This window comes from Vibrio sp. YIC-376 (assembly GCF_052353105.1).
Taxonomy (GTDB): domain Bacteria; phylum Pseudomonadota; class Gammaproteobacteria; order Enterobacterales; family Vibrionaceae; genus Vibrio.
Genome location: NZ_JBBWFK010000001.1, coordinates 717,733 through 735,208, shown reverse-complemented (window position 1 = coordinate 735,208; position 17,476 = coordinate 717,733). Strand labels below are relative to the sequence as shown.

The window sequence follows — 17,476 nt, the reverse complement described above, 5'->3', positions numbered from 1 at the left end:
CAACCCCCTTAAAATCTAGACGTTGCTTGCATCTTTAGTTAGATCAAAGTTTTACCTTGTGCAATCCAGCCTTTCCTTGACCACCAAAAATTAACCCACCATCATTTGTGATATAAAATGTGCCTTTCTCCCTTTTGCTCATTTGTATGGCTGTGTTGCCTTCAACGCCATGATTCAACACGATGGATTTATCGTGAGCTGCTGTCAGTTTAATCACTTCGTGGTGATGGGTAGTAATGAACCAGGTTCCCTCTTCATCAATAACAAAGTCATCTGCTTGAATACCTGACTCTATTATTTCTAAAGACCCCGCGGTCTGACCCTTTAAATTGATACGGCCTAACAGTTGTTTGGCAGAGTTAGTAAAATAAATTGCGTTCTTGTATAGCTGAATACCATTTACTCCAGGGAGTCCAGGACGATCTTTTTCTGGTTGTAAGAGTGGATCACTCAACCAAGTGGATAGTTGTTTGGTGTTCATGTCGAACCGATAAATTGTTCCGTTAAACGCATCAGCGATTAGATAGACCTTATTGCCTAGATAAGTCATTCCATTCAGGAAGCTGGGTGAATCAAAACCTATTAGGCGATTTAGTTCACCGTCTTTAGTGACTTTGTACAAAGCCATACTTTCAAGAAATTCAGCGCCTTTCAAAATAGATGTTTCATGTACTGCCAGTAGACCTTCGCCTTGCTCATCAAATCGAATAGAGACTGGATGACCATCAACTTTGCTCCAGAGTTTTGCTTGACCATTTTCATGATACTTGTACAACGACATACCTGTGTAATCTGTAGCGACTAACTCATCATCATTTTGAAAAGTAACATTCTCGAAGAAGTGGCCAGACGGTAAGGAAATCACCGATTCGATGTTTCCGCCAACATGCTCAGCAGAGAATGCAGTAAAAGAAGAAGATATGGTAACGGAAAGTATTAACGCGGCTAACGTGTGTTTAATCATAACGATCTCTCAGTCTTGTTGTGTTGTTAGGAATACTAGACTATTCGTCATAAACCATCTATAAACTAAGAAGTACATTAACTTTAACCGTTAGTTTATGAAATCTATACCTAGTCAGTTACCTATTTTTATTGAAGTTGCCAAAGAGAAAAGTTTTTCAGCTGCTGCCAGAAACCTGGGAATATCAACTCCTGCGGTAAGTAAAGCAATCAACAAACTAGAGAGTCAGTGGAAGCTAAAGTTATTCCATCGTTCTTCACATTCATTGAGCCTTACTTCGGTAGGACATACCCTAGCAATGGAGCTTGAACCGGCAGTTGAGGGGATTTTCTGTGCTATTGCGACGAGTCAAGAGATAAACAGTCAGCTATCAGGTGTGATAAAAGTTAACTTGCCTGGAACATCTCTTGGTGTGGATGTTTTTTTGCCACGTATAATGGCTTTCTCTGAAATCAACCCCAGTGTTGAGTTTGATCTTCACTTTAACGATGCAAGCGTCGATCTAGTCGCAAACGGCTTTGATATCGGTATTGGCACATACATCAATCAGGATTCTCGGTTAATAGCGAAACGACTTTTTTCCAGCCAAATAGGCCTATACGCATCTAGAAAGTATGCAGAGAAACATGGATTGCCCCAGACATTTGCTGACCTGAAGCATCACCAATGTCTTCCTATTCGATCAATCGAAAGTGGTAAAATCCGAAGCGTTAAACTCTACGATGGTGATCAAGAATATTTATTCACCCCACAGGGTATTGTTACAGTGGACAGCTTTATAGCGGCTAAAAGTATGCTCTGTGCAGATTGGGGCATTGTTGGCGTAGGGGAATGGATGATTCAAACTGAACTGGAGAAAGAAGATGTGGTTCCAGTGCTTCAGGAGTACTGGGGGCCTTCTATACCCGTCTACTTATATTTCTCTTCACGCGAATATCTCCCGCAAAGTGTAAGAGCTTTCATTGACTTTTTGTCAGGCTCACTTTTTATTCATTGTAATACGGTAAACGGCTGAACATACCACAGTAGGTATCTATCCCCGAAAGTAAGGTAGTTTATTGATTTAGCCGTATCGGCATTTGCCGAACATAACTACCATTCCAAGTGTTGTTGAAAGTAGGGCTTATGTTCCTTAATGAACTCAATGAAGAGTTTGGATTTTTGAGGTAGGTGTATTCGGTTTGCATAAACAAGATAAGCTGTTGGCTTTTGCTTTTGCCAATCCTGCAATAATCGGACAAGTTCGTTAGTCTGTAAAAGGGCTTTAGTTAAGGAAACAGGCAGATAAGCAACCCCTGTTCCATATCTGGCATAAGCAAGGGAGACATATAGGTCATCAGATAATAGGTCGGGTTCCATTTGATGGAGGTAACTTTCACCACCTTTGTTAAAGTACCAAGGTAATATGTATCCATCGACATGATTCCTGATTGTCGCAACCGTATTCAACTCCTGTGGATGTTGTAATTCCCCATGTTGAGCGGTCCATTCACGGCTGGCTACAAGTTCGTAGCTTACTTTTGTTAATGGTATCGCTAAGAGGGACGAGTCCGCTAATTCTCCGATTCGAAAGGCAAAATCTGTACGACTTTTTGTTAAGTCTTGGATACGATTCGCCGCATCTAACTCAATTCTTATTCCTGGGTATTTTTGTCTGAACTTAGCGAGTAAAGGGGCCAAAATGTCTTGGCAAAATGCCCGAGGAGCTGAGAGGTGCAACTGACCAACCGGTTGAGTCGAAAAGGCTTCAGCTTCTGATTGTAGTTCATTCAATGTATCTTGTATAAGCAGGGCTTTGGGCAATACCCTCTCACCTAGCTCCGTCAAAGAAAGTGACCGTGTAGTTCGGTTTAATAATTTTCCTCCGAGTTCAGCCTCCAGCTGTTGTATTTTTCGGCTTACAGTCGTTGTCGGCAGGTTTAGTTGTCGGGCGGCCTCAGAAAAACTCCCTAACTCAATAACCTTGGCAAATAGTGGTAATCCATCGAAATCTTTCATATTCACACCATTATCCCATATAAGGGATAGTGAAATTCAAATTAACTAGCTAATCTTTAATTATGGGATGGATTATAGTTTTGGCAGACAAAAAAACAACCCAATCAATTCAAAGGTGAAAATATGACTATCCTGGTTCTTGGTGCAACAGGCAACACTGGTTCTGAAGTAGTACGCCAACTAAAGGGCAAAGGCGCTGAATTCAGCGTGCTGGTACGAAATGTCGAGAGTGCAGCGCCGCTGGCTTTAAATCGTGAACAGATTCGAGTTGGTGACTTTAGTGATGTGGAATCTATGAAAAAAGCCATGGAGGGGGTATCTAAAGTTTATCTAGCGATGGTTGCTCATCCAGATAATAAACAGTGGGTCGCCAATGTCATTGAAGCCATGCAGACAAGTGGTGCCAAGCATCTTGTTAAACTTTCAGGAATGGGAGCATCAAAAGAGGCTGGCTCAGAAATAATTCGGGTGCATGCAGAAACGGATGAGATGGTGAAAGCATCGGGATTGACTTATACCCTAGTGCAGCCAAATTCATTTTATCAAAACCTGTTTGGTAGCTTAGAAACTATTAAGAGTATGGGGCAATTCTTCCTTCCGCTTCGTGATGCAAAACAGAGTGTTGTGGATATTCGTGATGTTGCAGCGGTCGTCGTTGCGTCATTAACCGAAGCGGGACATGAAGGTAAAACTTATCTACTCTCTGGCCCTCAAGCGATTACTTTTGCTGAGCAAGCAGAGATTTTATCTAAAGTCACTAACAAAGACATTCAATATATTGCTGTTCCTAAAGAGGCGGCAGCAGAGGCAATGAAATCTGCTGGTATGAATGAGTGGCTTGCTGTGCATCTTGCTGAAATCCTAGATTGGTTTGCGCAAGGAAATTACGACTATGTCACTACAGATGTCGAGGAAGTTCTAGGCCGACCTGCAATCACATTCTCAGAGTTTGCTGAAGAGTTTGCATCGTTTATCAAGTAAGTAAAGTTAATTGCTATAACACGCGGTTAGTCTTTGTGTCGTTATAGTTGAAGAGGTTCAAAATGAATACTGTAATCCAGCAACTGCTGAATCGAACTTCGGTTCGTTCATTTTCGGGTGAAAAAGTAAACGATTCAGATTTAGAGCTTATTCTGAAAGCGGGCCAACAAGCACCGAGTTCAATTAATGCTCAACAAGTCAGTCTTATCGTGACACGTGATAAGGCGACAATTGAAGAAATCGCGAAAATTGCAGGGGGACAACCACAGGTCGCGACGGCAGATGTCTTCATTACTATTGTTATTGACTTTAATCGCACAGATATTGCGTCTCGCTTTGAGAGTCAAAAGCAGATTATCGAACAATCTGCCGAGGGTATTATTGTAGGGGCAGGGGATGCAGGAATAACACTAAATGCACTTCAGACAGCCGCAAATAGTCTAGGGTATGGTTCTACTGCGATCGGCGGGATTCGTAACAACCCTAAAGCGATGATCGAATTGCTTAAACTCCCCAAAAAAACTTTTCCAGTTTTTGGTATTACACTTGGTGTGGCGGATGAAACCCAGCTGCCCCAAGTCAAGCCGAGGGTACCTCTAGAAAGTTATGCAATGAATGAAACCTATTGCTCTGAAAAAGTAGAACAAGGTGTTCAACAATATAACGAAGCACTGCGTAATTGGTGGGATGCGCAAGGATTACGCTCGATGAAAACGTACAGTGAAGAAGTCGCAATGTTTTATAGCAACATCTATTTTCCTAGCGTTGCAAAGGGGTTTTATAACCAAGGTTTCAAGTTCACTGACGAATAGTCGAAATGAATGTTACTACTTAAACAAGGCGAGAAATCATGAGTCAAGCGATTTACGTATATATAGACTTCAAAATTAAAGATCTTGATTCTTTTGAAGAATACTCAAAGCAGGTTCCTAGCACTGTACTCAAATACGGCGGTGAAACATTGGCGGTGCAAACACACGCTGACTTTGTTATGGGTGAAAGAGATGTTGAGGTACAGTTAATTCAACGATGGCCAAATAGAGAATCGTTTAATGCCTGGCAAGCATCACCAGAATACGCTCCGCTAAAAGAAATTAGAGATAACAGAGCGATTTATAATCTTAGTATTTCACTGTTATCGAGTCTTAGTTAGATAATTTATGAGTTTTATTCATAGGCCTCCTTTCGAACGTACTGGTGGTCTATGGTATCAATGGATAAGGAAATTCATCGCATTGTTGAATAAGAATTGTAGAATTCTTGCCGAGGAAAAGCCAGCGTGAAACGCTGGCACTAGTCAATCTGGGGGAAAGATTAACGTTGAGAAAAATGAGATTTTATTGACTTCGATTTACCTTAAGGTGATGGGTAGTAATGAACTAGGTTCCCTCAATAATAATAAAGTGATCTGCTTGACTACCTGACTCTAGTATTTATAAATGACGAGGGATAATTGGTGTTAGTGCAACTAATAAGCAGTATAGCTATTTCAATAAAACTGCTATAAATTCATCCTGTGAATATTTTATCGCCACCTTTTACTTGACACTCTTAATGCTATCTATTTTGAGTTGAATTGCCATATAAATTTGTGTTTCACAATCAAATAAAGAGTAGCTGGTATTGAGGAAAATAATTGAGGTAAATATATGATTCGACACATTTTGCTTGTAAAGTTTAGAAAATCCGCAGAACTACGAGAAATAAATAGGTTAAAAGATGTTTTTGCGGCATTACCCAGCAAGATCGAGGGAGTTTTCTCTGTTGAGTGGGGGGTAAATGATAGTCCTGAGGGCAAGAATCAAGGTTACACACATTCTGTTTTGATGACGTTTGTTGATGAAAAAGGTCGTCAAAACTATCTATATCACCCAGAGCATGATGCTCTCAAAAAGTGTTTCGCCCATTATTTGAAGAAATAGTTGTCTTTGACTTTACAGTTAAGTGTTAGACAGAATCTCGACTAACATTTTCAAGAGAATTTAATTTATTAGAAGCATGCACCGATTTTCATTAGAAATGATAGGCTGTTAGCATAGTTATTGACGCTAATGGTAGTTGCACGTAAGAACTCAGTTCCCACTGTATTGATATGAGTATGAGTCACAGGTAACAACAAATTGATTTCCCTTTAGTGAGGGAACTTGCTCTTTTTTTGTTGCTATTTGCAGTCGTTTCAACTGACGATTTCAGCTCAGACATAGCATTGCTTTGTATCCTCCTGATAGTGTCAAGATTCGCGTGAATAATGTATTCAAACAGTCAAGCGTTGAGTCATGTATCTGCTGAAGTTAGAGCTTTTGTTGAAGATTATGTGTACTTTTCTTAACTCGCTGCATTATTGTGATTTCATCGTAAACCAAACACCTTCAATGAGAGTTGGTATAATATGTTTCATTAACGTTGTGACTCATTTAATTCTTGTTGAGTATATTTGTTCAAGTTTGAAAATGCCATTAAGACATCACGAGCGAATTCTATTCTTGGATGTGTTAATGCACCTTTTCTCCAAACAAGATAGAGATGGTTTTCTGGACCTTTTGGCCCAATCTTAATAAGGCGACCAGACTTTAGATCCTCAGAGCATAAATAGTCAGGCAATACTGAGTAACCGATGCCACTGCGTACAATCCCCGCGATAGCTCGGATGTCTGGACAACGTGCAATAACTCGAGAACTGCATTTTTGGCGGAAAACAGAATCAAAATATTCTCGAATTAACGGTAATTGACCATCATAGCTCACAACAGGTAGAGCGTTTAAATCCTCTACTGTTATAGTTTGGCCTGAGAAGCTTTGCGCGAGCAAGCGATGAGCAACTAAAACCAACTCTTCACTGTCCAGTAGATCATAATCAAATTGTTTATTATCTGGATACGATGCAGTGATAGCAATGTCTGCAATGCCATTTTCCAATGCCGCATAATTCTGTTCACGGTTACCAGGCAATATCACAACCTCGATGTTACCAGCTTGTAACAGATTCGCTAGCTGTGCTGAGGCAACATAACTGATGTACTCAGCTGGCCCTGCTAATGTTATTGTTCCATTTACTCCAATAGAGCGAGAGCGAACAGACGCAAGTTTTTGTTCGATAGCATCAAGGTGGATTGATACCTGTGCTGCAAGATCGTGCGCAGCACTGCTGGGGTCTACTCCTCTGTTCCTACGTTCGAACAGTTGTTTGCCTACAATACTTTCCATAACCTGAATATGAGCTGTTGCTGCGGGTTGAGACAAACCCAAATTTTTTGCTGCTCGTGAAATGTTACGGCAACGATAAACTTCAACAAATGTGCGTAGCTGGACGAAATAGGACATAGTGGTTCTTGCCATAATTTTTCTGATAGTAAGGTAAAGAATAACTGAATTCAGATGATTTTAAAATGGATATATAGTTGGTCCGAAATAACGAAGGAGATAAAAATGTCTAAACTGAAAATTAGCGCGGCACTCATATCTGTCGCACTTTCCAGCGTCCCAGCTCTTGCCGCGAGTAAAGGTGAAATTCTTGTGTTGCTTTCTAGTGAGACCCAAATGCAATTAGAGAGTGGGGAGCTTTACAATACGGGATATTACCTAAATGAGTTTGGTGTACCCGCAGACAAATTGCAGCAAGCTGGCTACACATTAGTGTTGGCGACTCCGAAAGGTAATGCTCCTGCTGTTGATGAAAGATCTGTGATACCAATGTATTTCGGTAACTCTGATGAAGAGATGAACCGTATTAAGGAAGTTGTAGCGAACATTGATGGAATTGAAGATACCTTTTCACTAAAAGAAGTGTTAGACCAGGGCTTAGATAAGTACGAAGCTGTGTTTATTCCTGGTGGACATGCACCATTAATTGACTTGGCAAACAATCCTCAGGTAGGAAAAATCCTTCGTCACTTTCATGAGACAGGCAAACCGACTGCTGCTATTTGTCACGGTCCTATCGCACTGTTAAGTGGACAGGTTAACCCTGTCGAATTTGAATCGGTGTTAGGTACCAACAAACAAGTAGACGCAAACGAGTGGATCTATCATGGGTATGACATGACAATATTCTCTACTCCAGAAGAACAAGTTTTTGAGAGCAGCTTAGGCGGTCAAAAATTGCGCTTTTATCCTGCTAATGCCATGTCAAGTGCAGGTGGAAAAATGAGCTTTGCGGAAAAATGGCAACCACATGTTGTTGTCGATCGTGAACTTATCACGGGACAGAATCCGTTTTCTGATAAAGAGTTAGCCAAGCAGCTTTTGTTGAAACTTGAGCAGCAATAAGATGTATAGATGACTAATGTGTGAGTGGGGTTTATATTTTATTTGCCTTGAGAGCATAAAACCCCAGCTCTAAGTAAACGAAAGAAAGAGGTATTAACAATGAAGAAGATTCTAATTGTTGTTACTAATCATGCTACATTGGGTGAAACAGATCAACCCAATGGAACTTACGCACCAGAACTCACTCATGCTCTTAGCGAAGTGATCTCAGCAGGTTTTGAGTATGAGATTGCGTCAATTCAAGGTGGTAAAGCCCCGCTTTATGGCACGGATATAGAAGGTGACTTGATAAACGAAAAATTACTAGCTGACCACGACTTTCAGAAGCATATCAATAGTACGATTCCGGTTACTAAAGTTGATGTTGAGGAATACGACGCAATATTCTATCCAGGTGGCTTTGGATTACTGTCAGATCTTTCAACTAATAAAGAATTTGCTAAGATTTCAGCTCAGCATTACGAAAACGGAGGAGTGATTGCTGCTGTGTGCCATGGCCCAGGTGCACTTTTACCTATTACTTTAAGCGATGGAACGAAATTACTTTCTACGAAATCGATAACCGGGTTTGCACGTGAAGAAGAAGTTGATTTTGGCACTATAAATGACATTCCATTCTTATTAGAGGAATATCTAACACGTGTTGCAGCTAGTTACACGAAAGTACAACCTTGGCAGGAACATGTGATTGTAGATGGACGTATCATTACAGGACAAAACCCTGCGAGTGCACATGGAGTAGGCAAAGCTCTCGTATCAGCGTTATCTTAGCTATAAAACAATCTTTTAAATTGAGTTACTGGTGAGTGGACTCACTGACTCATGTACGCACATATTGTTAGGCCTATACTGGTTAAAACAATATGTGCTGTGCTGTGATTGCTGGACTTTCTAAAAGCTTTGGTCTTTTTGCTACATCATTGACTGACTTTTTGAGAGGGGCAACTGTTCCTTTCGTTTTCAAAGTCTCCGTCATTTGAGGTACTCGCTAGCCGCCTATATAATCTCATATCGGGTTTTGTTTTACCCAATCTTTCAGAAAGGATATTAAGTTTTTAACAATGTGTGACTGATTTTTCCGTGAAGGATACAGTAGTTGAATAGTTATGGAAGGAATGAGTTCCCATTCATCTAATAATGACTTCAGTTCTCCGTTTGAAATACTTTCTCTAACGTGCCAATCTGATAATACGGCAATACCTTGCCCAAGTTTTGCCATTTGAAGCACAGATTCTCCAAGAGTTGACGAAAAATCAGGATTCAATTTTATTGTCTCTTTCACTCTATTTGATCTAAATGTCCATGTACTTTCACTACCTACAACGAGAAGTTTGTGCTCCTTCAAATCATTTGGGGAAGTAGGTTGACCGTATTTTTGTATATAGCTAGGAGATGCACATATGATGCGTCTCGACTCAGCTAATTTCTGGCCTATCAATGAAGAATCTTTAGATGGTCCATGTCTAATTGCCAAATCAATACCGTACGCTGTTAAATCAACTAACGCGTCAGTTGATACTACTTCTATTTTTACGTCAGGATGTAGTGTCATGTAATGACTGAGAGGGGGTATAAGGTAACTCTGGGTAAATGATGCTGAAGCAGTGATTCTTATCTTACCTTTTAGCTTATTGGTTGTATTTAAATCACGCTCTATTTCTTCAGTCATTCCAATGATTTTTTGTGCGTGATGATACAACATCTCTCCAGCCGTAGTTGCACTAAGCTTACGCGTGGTTCGATAAAATAATTTTACACCAAGTTGATTTTCCATCGCGAGTAGCTTTTTGCTTCCGGCAGCGGAGCTTATGTTGTGGTATTCAGAAGCCAATTTAATGGATTTTTGTTCGTAAATGGTGCAAAAGATTTTGAGATCTTCGATAGAGTCAAGCATTAATTATTAACCATTCGTGTTTAATCAATTAACTATTAGTGTGTTTTTCTGAGTTAATTCTCCTAGTAACATCGATTTTGTCAATAACAAGAGGACAAAAAATGAAAGCGATTGGTATTAAAGCACATGGCAGCGTAGATGTACTTCAAGAAATTGAAGTGGAGGCACCTACTGCAAAATTCGGTCATGTTGTAATCGATGTTAAAGCAACCAGTGTGAACCCTGTAGATACAAAAATTCGCCAGGGCAGCGAAGGTACTGCTGGTATGAGCTATCCAGCAATTTTGCACATGGACGTATCAGGTGTGATTAGCGAGGTCGGTGAAGGTGTCACTAACTTTAAAGTGGGTGATGAAGTCTATGGTTGCGTAGGTGGCATTGTTGGACTTCAAGGAACATTGGCAGAAAAAGTAGAAGCAGATGCTGTTCTACTAGCCCATAAGCCTAAGACATTAAGCTTTGGTGAAGCGGCGAGCTTACCACTTGTTGCTATAACAGCTTGGGAAGCGATTGTTGATCGCGCACAGATTACGCCTAATGATAAGGTGCTTGTTCATGGTGGTACTGGTGGCGTTGGTCACATCGGTGTGCAACTAGCAAAAGTCATGGGAGCGCATGTATCTACGACAGTCGCTGACGAGGAGCGAGCTGCAATTGCAAAAAGTCTAGGTGCTGATGAAACCATTCTGTTCACAGAAGAAGAGCCAAATGCATACGTTGAGAGACTAACGGATGGCAAAGGTTTTGATACTATTTTCGATACAGTTGGTGGTCCAGTACTACAGAACTCACTAATTGCTGCGAAGCTGAAAGGTCATGTTATCTCGACAATCGGCTATGCAGATTACAACTTAACGGAAATGCATTTTAAAGCCCTGCGACTAGACTTAGTGTTTATGGCGATTTCACTCATTCATGATATCGACCGAGAAACTCACGGTGAGATTTTACGCCGCTTAGCTAATCTAGTTGATAAGGGCGATGTTAAACCTCTCATTGACAGTACACATCCCTTTACGCTTGAAGGTGTAAAAGCGGCACATACCCGATTAGAGTCTGGAAAGGCGACGGGTAAAGTTGTCATCGAGCGATAACAACATTTAAAGGATCAGTAATGAGTGAAGAACTAACAGTATTAGTTGATATCCACTGCACGCCAAGCCAATTTGATTCAGCGTTGAAAGCAGTACAGAAATGTGCTGGCCTATCTCGCAAAGAACCTGGCTGTTTGAGATACGATGTGTTTACTAGTAGCGATTATCCGTCAACTATTACGCTTGTTGAAAAATGGATAAATGAAGTTGCTCTAAGTGCTCACAAAGAGCTTAAACATTACTTAGATCTTCAAACTACTTTAGAGCGAACGAATGAGTCTATAACCATCGAAGTCACGAGCAAAATTAAGGAAGAGTAAATGAAGTACTTACATACAATGTTTCGTATTCGCAACGTAGAAAAATCTTTAGATTTTTTCTGTGATGGGTTGGGACTTAAAGTTGTGAAAAGGAATGACTATCCTGATGCGAGATTTTCTTTGATCTTTTTGTCTGTTCCAGGAAATGAAGATGCGCAGTTGGAGTTAACTTATAATTGGGACCCTGAGAATTATACGGAGGGGAGAAACTTTGGTCATGTGGCGTATGAAGTTGATGATATTTATGCTACGTGTGAACACCTACAGAAATGTGGGATAACCATTAATCGTCCCCCTCGTGATGGTCAGATGGCGTTTGTTCGTTCCCCTGATAATATTTCGATAGAGCTATTGCAAAAAGGTAAACCTCTAGAAGTCAAAGAGCCTTGGGCATCAATGTCTAATGAAGGAGCCTGGTAGTTGGTTAAGTGTTCAATCTTGAATTGAACACTTTCTCTGATCAATCAGACAATACTTTAATGGAAATGGAGTTAATTCTCTTGGCACCTGCAATGAATACAATGAGTAGATATTTAACAAGATTTTTATTGTTCTGACTGGGCAAAGAAAAAGGGATAGCTGTGTTAGAAGTGCGGTTATTTATAACGGATAGTGGTGGGTTAGCCTTTTAAAACTTCAAAGAAGTAGGTTAAACCACTATCAGTGAGTTGCTTAAATGAAAAATATTTTAATACTTAATGGTGGAAAGTCTTTTGGACATTCCAATGGTCGTTTAAACAACACCTTGACATCATTTGCTGAAGATAAGCTAAAAGGTATGGGATTAAATGTCCAGACTACCGTCATAGATAGCGGTTATGATGTAGAATCTGAGATAAAGAAATGGATCTGGGCTGATGTGGTTGTACACCAAATGCCAGGTTGGTGGATGGGGCCACCCTGGATAGTAAAGAAATATATGGATGAAGTTTTTACTATGGGTCATGGCCATTTGTATAATAGTGATGGTCGAACGCGAAGCAACCCGCTAAAAACATATGGTTCAGGTGGGTTATTGGAAGGTAAATACTACATGCTCTTAGTTACTTGGAATGCACCTAAGGAAGCATTTGAGGATCCATCGCAGTTTTTTGAAGGTGTTGGAGTTGATGGCGTCTACTTGCCAATACATAAAGCCCATCAGTTTTTAGGTATGTCTCCATTAAACACGTTTATGTGTTGTGATGTTATTAAGAACCCTGAGGTCGATACAGACTTGCTGAGATACGAAAAACATCTAACAAGTATTTTTCCTATGTCTATTAGTTCAATGTTTCTTACATGAAAATATAATTAAAATGTCGAAGGCTGTACTATTTTTTATCGGGAATTAATAGAGCAGCTCTTCGACCTTTTATTTTCACTTGAAGGAGTGGAACAATATCTTGTTTTGATATCTTCTTTATATTGAATTCTTAACTATTTATATACTTTATCACAGAAATAAGCCAGCGTGAAACGCTGGCACTAGTCAATCCGGGGAAAGATTAACGTTGAGAAAAAACGAGATTTTATTGACTTCGATTTACCTTGAAGTAGTTGAACCAATCTTGTAGCGAAAAATAAGTGTGCTGTACATTTGTTTTACAGTCGTCATCATCAAGCAGATAAAGCCTTAAATCTACTGTCTGCTCTGTATTGACAAGGCTAGATTTACGAATAGCAAAAGCGACATAGAGAATATCATCTTCGCTTTCAATCTGATTCAAGACAACTTTTGAAAATGTGGCCAATATTGTCGAACTATCATTTAGTTCTTTATGTGATAGAAGGACTAGATCCATAAACTGGGTGAAGCAAAGACACAGTTCTAATGGGCCAGTGATATGTAAAAGTCGATCGTTTAAATGGAGTTTGTGAACGTTATGGATTTCGGACTCAGAATTATTAACTGAGAATAAATAATCTCTAACTTGTTCTTGATTGGTTTTGATGTATTCCATAATAAATCCTCAATAAACTAACCCCACAGACTTCGTTTATTGTAGATTTATTTAACAACACGCGGGAGGTTTTAACGTGTCTATGTTTAATCTATGATTAATGAATTAAAATGTCAATCGATTTTTATTTAAATGTACATTAAGTTTATCTAATCATCAGAGTTGAGTTCATCATAATCGACCAGGTGCAGGTTTCTATCAATGAGTTTTAAATCTTCAAAGGCAAAGAATTTGTTAGCCAATCTTAGTGTATAATAGGGTTCACTTGTATTGGCTAAAATGAGCGAATCATCATGTTCCACATGGATAAACTCAATGTTTCCAAATCTGGTCTTATAAAAACCCGACTCGCCAGTCGTAGCTAAAATCAATAGCATTGGGATCTGAGAGATCACACTCCAGCGAGATAGGGCATCTTCGAAAGAAACATAACACAAATCGTCTTCACGCAGAGATAGCGCCAACTTTTCAAAAAAATCACCAGGTAACGTAGAGCGTAAGTAAACAAAACGCTCAAAATTGATGCTGACGATATAGTCATGTTTTTCGACAATCTGATCAATATCATCACTTCTGAAGATTGAACAGATCTCATCACGCTTATAGATAAACTTTTGAGTTTGTCGGTACTGCATCTCAAAAATCATTTTCATTACATTAATCTTTTAACGGGTATCAATAGAACTAAATGTTTACACGTTAGTTTCATAAACATCAAGTGAAGTTATAGACTCGTGACAGAAATATCGTATTGAAGCTTGCGCATGGCGATTTAAAGAGATTATGTATCTTCTATATTTGCTATTTTTTGTTTGGTCCAATTTTGTTTCGAAACCGAGTTTAGTGAGGAAGTTATTAATTGCTTTTGTGCGATAACCGTCAGAATATGAACCTGAACTGATGGGTTTTAACATCGTTTTCATGGTGTTCAGTTCTTTACACAGCTTTGGGTTGTTGTGTAATAGTTGTTCAATGATGTCATAAGCCGCATAATAATCTGAAGGAGGGATAAAATGTTCTTGGTGACTATGTTCTATGGAAATGTTTAAGTTCTTAAACAAGACATCCATTAAGCTAAAAAGAGCATGTGTTGTCTTCGTTTTGCGCCAATCCACATACTCTTGTAAGTATTCCAATAACGGGGCTTTTTCTTTACTAAAATCGATGGCTTCTTTAGTTAATAAATCAATTGGGATACACAGTCTTTCTGCGACGATCCGTTTTTCCGCTGCACAAAGTTGTAAGTTGCTTGCCTTTCCAGACTGAATGACTTCATAAGCTTCATCGATAGCGCTTACAATGTTGGGGGCCTGATAGATTGCTTCATTGACAGACTTCACGTATCTCGCCTCTAGTTGCTCTTGTAGCATTGATTCGTAGTAACGTCGTTCTGGAGAATATTCTTTAATTTTAACGTTGAACCCCAACTCTTCAGCAGTAAGCTTTAAAGAGAGCGGCATGTTGTGGCGAGTGTGCGTCGATAGGTGATGTATTAGATGCTGCATGTGCTCAAATGTAAACGGCCCGTTGTTTGGCTCACCAGATCTGTTCATGTTTGTGTATTCGTAACACATTACGTTGTCTTTTTGAACAGCATAAATGATGTTCTTTGCTTGGCGAAACCTACGCCCCATCTGAATCAACTCTTTCGGCGTTAGGATGCTATGTGATATGACCAGCATTTCACGAGCATAATTTGTTTCAATGCTGACCGCAGAATCAATGTAAGGTGAGTACAAGATTTTTTCGTATAGGAAGCACGAAACGCTTGGGTTGGCCAGAAAATGCTTTACCGCATCGGTATCACATGTGTCACCAGTAATGACGAGATAGCCTGCATCTAATGCTTTTTTTGGACAGCCTTTGCCGGAAGATTCGTAACCAATCGAGAACAAATATTGGTATAACGCCTCTTTTTTATCGAACGCCATCACCTTATAACGGTTCTTCTTATTCGTGACTTCGCCTAAAACCACATCTCTATTTGCAATGGTTAACTGAAGGTCGGAGTAACGTTCACCTTTCACTTTGTAGAGTGCATAGTCTTTGATCCCCGTTGACTTGATCAACTGCTCTGTGATGCAATTAGTACTGTCAGCATCCATCATGATTAGACGCTTTGAATCAGTAATCACGGTCTTTAATGCATTGAATGATTCTTCTTTCAAAGTATCATCCTTATAATGACTGCCATCTAGGGAGAGGATACCTTTTTCACTCTCATCAAAGATAACGACATCGCAACTCAATACATACTGACGCATTTTAGGAAGTGAGTTAGTCGTAGAAATAATTAATTGTGCATTTTCAAGTTTGTTCAAGGATCTTGTTTTATGGCTTGCCTCTTTTGCATTGGGCATGAGTTTTGAAATTTTATAATACTTGTTATTATTGATTTCATTTTTATGAGAGATAATGCCAACTTTCAAGTTTGGGTTTTCTTTCAACTGATGACGAAGATAATTATTTATTACATAAGTGGTTTTTCCAGACCCAGTCTCAGCAGAGATAACGTTAACACGATTTAAAGATAAATCGATCTGGTTTAAATGGTGGATATTCATCGCATTTGAAAAGTTCAAGGATAGATTTAACGCATCTAACTCCATCTCTCTTATTGAAGTTAACTGTTGAGTGATTGTATCTTCATGGATTTTGAAGAGAGTGGAAGCAAAATATATTGCAAACTCAATAGATACATGTTGGCATTGCACTGCCTGCCTGAGTTTCTTAATTGCATAGTCTATTAATTCTTTATTATAGTGAGTTAATTCGCAAGCATGATAAATAAGATAGGCTTCTTGAAGTAAAGAGTGCATCTCAATCAAATCTATCGAACGACCTGCGATTAACAAGTCCTTTTTAAAACGAAAAGAAGCGGCTATTGCATCAATGATTTCTTTTGAATTAGCTGATGCGTGAATGCAAATTGAACTGACGGACTTTTTGTAAATGGGGTTACAGTCGAGCACTTGACTGGCGAGTTTTAATGCTAAATCATGACGAATTTCCTTGCTTATTATAACGTCATTCACATTGTTGGTAACGTGCAGTATGATGTTTTTGAACTCGGCTGTGTCGTTGATATTTTTATAAAAATAGTGCATAAAGTTATTCTCGATTAATTATTATATTATTATTCTAATTAAATTATAACGATAATATCAACCTTTTTATTGTGTTTTTAAATGCATGTAAATTGTCTTATATATATCAAGATTTTACAGATTTTGATTTTTATATTTATTTTTAAATATCTAAGACAACTTAATGGGCATCAATGAAAAACCCACTTTTATTAATATTAATTAAATAATATTAAAGATAAAAAGATCATGGAGCGATCAAGTTTGGTGCCTGAGAGTATGATAACGTTAAATTGATGAATGTTGGTGTTTGGATTCGTCTAAATGCGTAATATGAAGCGTGGTAAACCTAAGAACATTCATATCTCATCGGTATGAAATTTTTGAAAACGGAACATGCAAGTAAGAACACTGCCAACAAGTATACAGCAACGTTTTACAGTTCTTGCGGTATGCATATGGGCTAAGATGCCCATATGCATCATCTGTGCAATGTCGGTATACTGAAGTGTCCATTTCTCAAATGTATATATAAATAATAAATGGAGAAGTGGACACTTAGGTTAGGACTTGACGAGTCAGTAAACTAATCTCCACTTCGAATACTGCATGCGATAGCATGCTGTCGTCATTCTCAGTTGCCTCAATTCAATAGGATGAGCATCACCTACGAGAAATGAAATCATCTAATGTGTCCACTTCTCTGGGGTATATATAATATATAAATGGAGTAGTGGACACTCAGCAGCAAGCTTAACGTCGATTAAGTAAACCAAACACGACTTCGATTGGTGCATGCTTTAGCATGCTTGACTCGCTCTTCGAGCGAGAGATTCGATAATGGGGTAGTGCGTCATTAAATGTCTGTAAATTGATTAATTCTCATCTCACAGCTCACTACGCATGCTGAAGATAAGTTTCATTAATAGA

17 protein-coding genes and 1 pseudogene are annotated in these 17,476 nt (G+C 39.1%); 11 read left to right on the top strand and 7 right to left on the bottom strand.

Annotation, left to right across the window (positions count from 1 at the left end; genetic code table 11):
* Nucleotides 1–43 precede the first annotated feature (43 nt).
* Nucleotides 44–964: a hypothetical protein gene (locus WJM94_RS03270; protein ID WP_444492804.1), complete on the bottom strand. Its 921-nt coding sequence runs from the start codon at nt 962–964 to the stop codon at nt 44–46.
* Nucleotides 965–1,061: 97 nt separating this feature from the next.
* On the opposite strand from WJM94_RS03270, the gene WJM94_RS03265 reads away from it, so the two are divergent.
* Nucleotides 1,062–1,979 (top strand): LysR family transcriptional regulator, encoded by a 918-nt coding sequence (locus tag WJM94_RS03265; RefSeq protein WP_444492803.1) that lies wholly within the window; start codon nt 1,062–1,064, stop codon nt 1,977–1,979.
* Nucleotides 1,980–2,056: 77 nt separating this feature from the next.
* Here the strand turns inward: WJM94_RS03265 and WJM94_RS03260 are convergent, their stop codons facing one another.
* Nucleotides 2,057–2,962, bottom strand: a complete 906-nt coding sequence (locus WJM94_RS03260) for a LysR family transcriptional regulator (RefSeq protein WP_444492802.1) — start codon at nt 2,960–2,962, stop codon at nt 2,057–2,059.
* A gap of 123 nt (nt 2,963–3,085) precedes the next feature.
* Between WJM94_RS03260 and WJM94_RS03255 the strand changes: the two genes are divergently transcribed.
* From WJM94_RS03255 to WJM94_RS03240, 4 genes and pseudogenes are all read left to right on the top strand, one after another.
* Nucleotides 3,086–3,943 carry an NAD(P)H-binding protein gene (locus tag WJM94_RS03255; protein ID WP_193278744.1) on the top strand — a complete coding sequence of 286 codons (858 nt, stop codon included), beginning with the start codon at nt 3,086–3,088 and terminating at the stop codon, nt 3,941–3,943.
* Between the two features lie 62 nt (nt 3,944–4,005).
* Nucleotides 4,006–4,755: a nitroreductase family protein gene (locus tag WJM94_RS03250; RefSeq protein WP_444492801.1), complete on the top strand. Its 750-nt coding sequence runs from the start codon at nt 4,006–4,008 to the stop codon at nt 4,753–4,755.
* 38 nt (nt 4,756–4,793) lie between these two features.
* Nucleotides 4,794–5,096 (top strand): DUF1330 domain-containing protein, encoded by a 303-nt coding sequence (locus tag WJM94_RS03245; protein WP_193278743.1) that lies wholly within the window; start codon nt 4,794–4,796, stop codon nt 5,094–5,096.
* A gap of 496 nt (nt 5,097–5,592) precedes the next feature.
* Nucleotides 5,593–5,894 (top strand): annotated as a pseudogene (locus WJM94_RS03240) (Dabb family protein).
* 446 nt (nt 5,895–6,340) lie between these two features.
* Here the strand turns inward: WJM94_RS03240 and WJM94_RS03235 are convergent.
* Nucleotides 6,341–7,264 carry a LysR family transcriptional regulator gene (locus WJM94_RS03235; protein ID WP_444492800.1) on the bottom strand — a complete coding sequence of 308 codons (924 nt, stop codon included), beginning with the start codon at nt 7,262–7,264 and terminating at the stop codon, nt 6,341–6,343.
* A 105-nt stretch (nt 7,265–7,369) separates the two neighbouring features.
* On the opposite strand from WJM94_RS03235, the gene WJM94_RS03230 reads away from it, so the two are divergent.
* Nucleotides 7,370–8,209: a type 1 glutamine amidotransferase domain-containing protein gene (locus tag WJM94_RS03230; RefSeq protein ID WP_444492799.1), complete on the top strand. Its 840-nt coding sequence runs from the start codon at nt 7,370–7,372 to the stop codon at nt 8,207–8,209.
* A 99-nt stretch (nt 8,210–8,308) separates the two neighbouring features.
* On the top strand, nt 8,309–8,980 hold the full coding sequence (locus WJM94_RS03225; protein ID WP_444492798.1) for a type 1 glutamine amidotransferase domain-containing protein: 672 nt from the start codon (nt 8,309–8,311) through the stop codon (nt 8,978–8,980).
* Nucleotides 8,981–9,215: 235 nt separating this feature from the next.
* Here the strand turns inward: WJM94_RS03225 and WJM94_RS03220 are convergent, their stop codons facing one another.
* Entirely contained in the window at nt 9,216–10,103 is an 888-nt protein-coding gene (locus tag WJM94_RS03220; protein WP_444492797.1) for a LysR family transcriptional regulator, read from the bottom strand.
* A gap of 101 nt (nt 10,104–10,204) precedes the next feature.
* On the opposite strand from WJM94_RS03220, the gene WJM94_RS03215 reads away from it, so the two are divergent.
* The 4 genes from WJM94_RS03215 (at nt 10,205) to WJM94_RS03200 (ending at nt 12,802) form a co-directional block, all read left to right on the top strand.
* Complete coding sequence (locus WJM94_RS03215; RefSeq protein ID WP_444492796.1) at nt 10,205–11,197, top strand: zinc-binding dehydrogenase; 993 nt, start codon at nt 10,205–10,207, stop codon at nt 11,195–11,197.
* Nucleotides 11,198–11,217: 20 nt separating this feature from the next.
* Complete coding sequence (locus WJM94_RS03210) at nt 11,218–11,517, top strand: putative quinol monooxygenase (protein WP_444492795.1); 300 nt, start codon at nt 11,218–11,220, stop codon at nt 11,515–11,517.
* The gene (locus WJM94_RS03205) at nt 11,518–11,937 is read left to right on the top strand and encodes a VOC family protein (protein WP_230238780.1); all 420 of its coding nucleotides are present in this window, start codon (nt 11,518–11,520) and stop codon (nt 11,935–11,937) included.
* Nucleotides 11,938–12,193: 256 nt separating this feature from the next.
* Nucleotides 12,194–12,802: an NAD(P)H-dependent oxidoreductase gene (locus tag WJM94_RS03200; protein ID WP_444492794.1), complete on the top strand. Its 609-nt coding sequence runs from the start codon at nt 12,194–12,196 to the stop codon at nt 12,800–12,802.
* A gap of 226 nt (nt 12,803–13,028) precedes the next feature.
* Here the strand turns inward: WJM94_RS03200 and WJM94_RS03195 are convergent, their stop codons facing one another.
* From WJM94_RS03195 to WJM94_RS03185, 3 genes are all read right to left on the bottom strand, one after another.
* The gene (locus tag WJM94_RS03195; RefSeq protein ID WP_419436280.1) at nt 13,029–13,460 is read right to left on the bottom strand and encodes a hypothetical protein; all 432 of its coding nucleotides are present in this window, start codon (nt 13,458–13,460) and stop codon (nt 13,029–13,031) included.
* 149 nt (nt 13,461–13,609) lie between these two features.
* Nucleotides 13,610–14,113, bottom strand: a complete 504-nt coding sequence (locus tag WJM94_RS03190; RefSeq protein ID WP_444492793.1) for a hypothetical protein — start codon at nt 14,111–14,113, stop codon at nt 13,610–13,612.
* Nucleotides 14,114–14,152: 39 nt separating this feature from the next.
* Nucleotides 14,153–16,567, bottom strand: coding sequence for a DEAD/DEAH box helicase family protein (locus WJM94_RS03185; RefSeq protein WP_444492792.1), 2,415 nt, complete (start codon nt 16,565–16,567; stop codon nt 14,153–14,155).
* Nucleotides 16,568–17,476 lie beyond the last annotated feature (909 nt).

Bases quoted from the DNA above. Each gene is read 5' to 3' on its own strand.
- WJM94_RS03270 (WP_444492804.1), bottom strand. From the start codon at position 964: ATGATTAAACACACGTTAGCCGCGTTAATACTTTCCGTTACCATATCT.
- WJM94_RS03265 (WP_444492803.1), top strand. From the start codon at position 1,062: ATGAAATCTATACCTAGTCAGTTACCTATTTTTATTGAAGTTGCCAAA.
- WJM94_RS03260 (WP_444492802.1), bottom strand. From the start codon at position 2,962: ATGAAAGATTTCGATGGATTACCACTATTTGCCAAGGTTATTGAGTTA.
- WJM94_RS03255 (WP_193278744.1), top strand. From the start codon at position 3,086: ATGACTATCCTGGTTCTTGGTGCAACAGGCAACACTGGTTCTGAAGTA.
- WJM94_RS03250 (WP_444492801.1), top strand. From the start codon at position 4,006: ATGAATACTGTAATCCAGCAACTGCTGAATCGAACTTCGGTTCGTTCA.
- WJM94_RS03245 (WP_193278743.1), top strand. From the start codon at position 4,794: ATGAGTCAAGCGATTTACGTATATATAGACTTCAAAATTAAAGATCTT.
- WJM94_RS03235 (WP_444492800.1), bottom strand. From the start codon at position 7,264: ATGTCCTATTTCGTCCAGCTACGCACATTTGTTGAAGTTTATCGTTGC.
- WJM94_RS03230 (WP_444492799.1), top strand. From the start codon at position 7,370: ATGTCTAAACTGAAAATTAGCGCGGCACTCATATCTGTCGCACTTTCC.
- WJM94_RS03225 (WP_444492798.1), top strand. From the start codon at position 8,309: ATGAAGAAGATTCTAATTGTTGTTACTAATCATGCTACATTGGGTGAA.
- WJM94_RS03220 (WP_444492797.1), bottom strand. From the start codon at position 10,103: ATGCTTGACTCTATCGAAGATCTCAAAATCTTTTGCACCATTTACGAA.
- WJM94_RS03215 (WP_444492796.1), top strand. From the start codon at position 10,205: ATGAAAGCGATTGGTATTAAAGCACATGGCAGCGTAGATGTACTTCAA.
- WJM94_RS03210 (WP_444492795.1), top strand. From the start codon at position 11,218: ATGAGTGAAGAACTAACAGTATTAGTTGATATCCACTGCACGCCAAGC.
- WJM94_RS03205 (WP_230238780.1), top strand. From the start codon at position 11,518: ATGAAGTACTTACATACAATGTTTCGTATTCGCAACGTAGAAAAATCT.
- WJM94_RS03200 (WP_444492794.1), top strand. From the start codon at position 12,194: ATGAAAAATATTTTAATACTTAATGGTGGAAAGTCTTTTGGACATTCC.
- WJM94_RS03195 (WP_419436280.1), bottom strand. From the start codon at position 13,460: ATGGAATACATCAAAACCAATCAAGAACAAGTTAGAGATTATTTATTC.
- WJM94_RS03190 (WP_444492793.1), bottom strand. From the start codon at position 14,113: ATGAAAATGATTTTTGAGATGCAGTACCGACAAACTCAAAAGTTTATC.
- WJM94_RS03185 (WP_444492792.1), bottom strand. From the start codon at position 16,567: ATGCACTATTTTTATAAAAATATCAACGACACAGCCGAGTTCAAAAAC.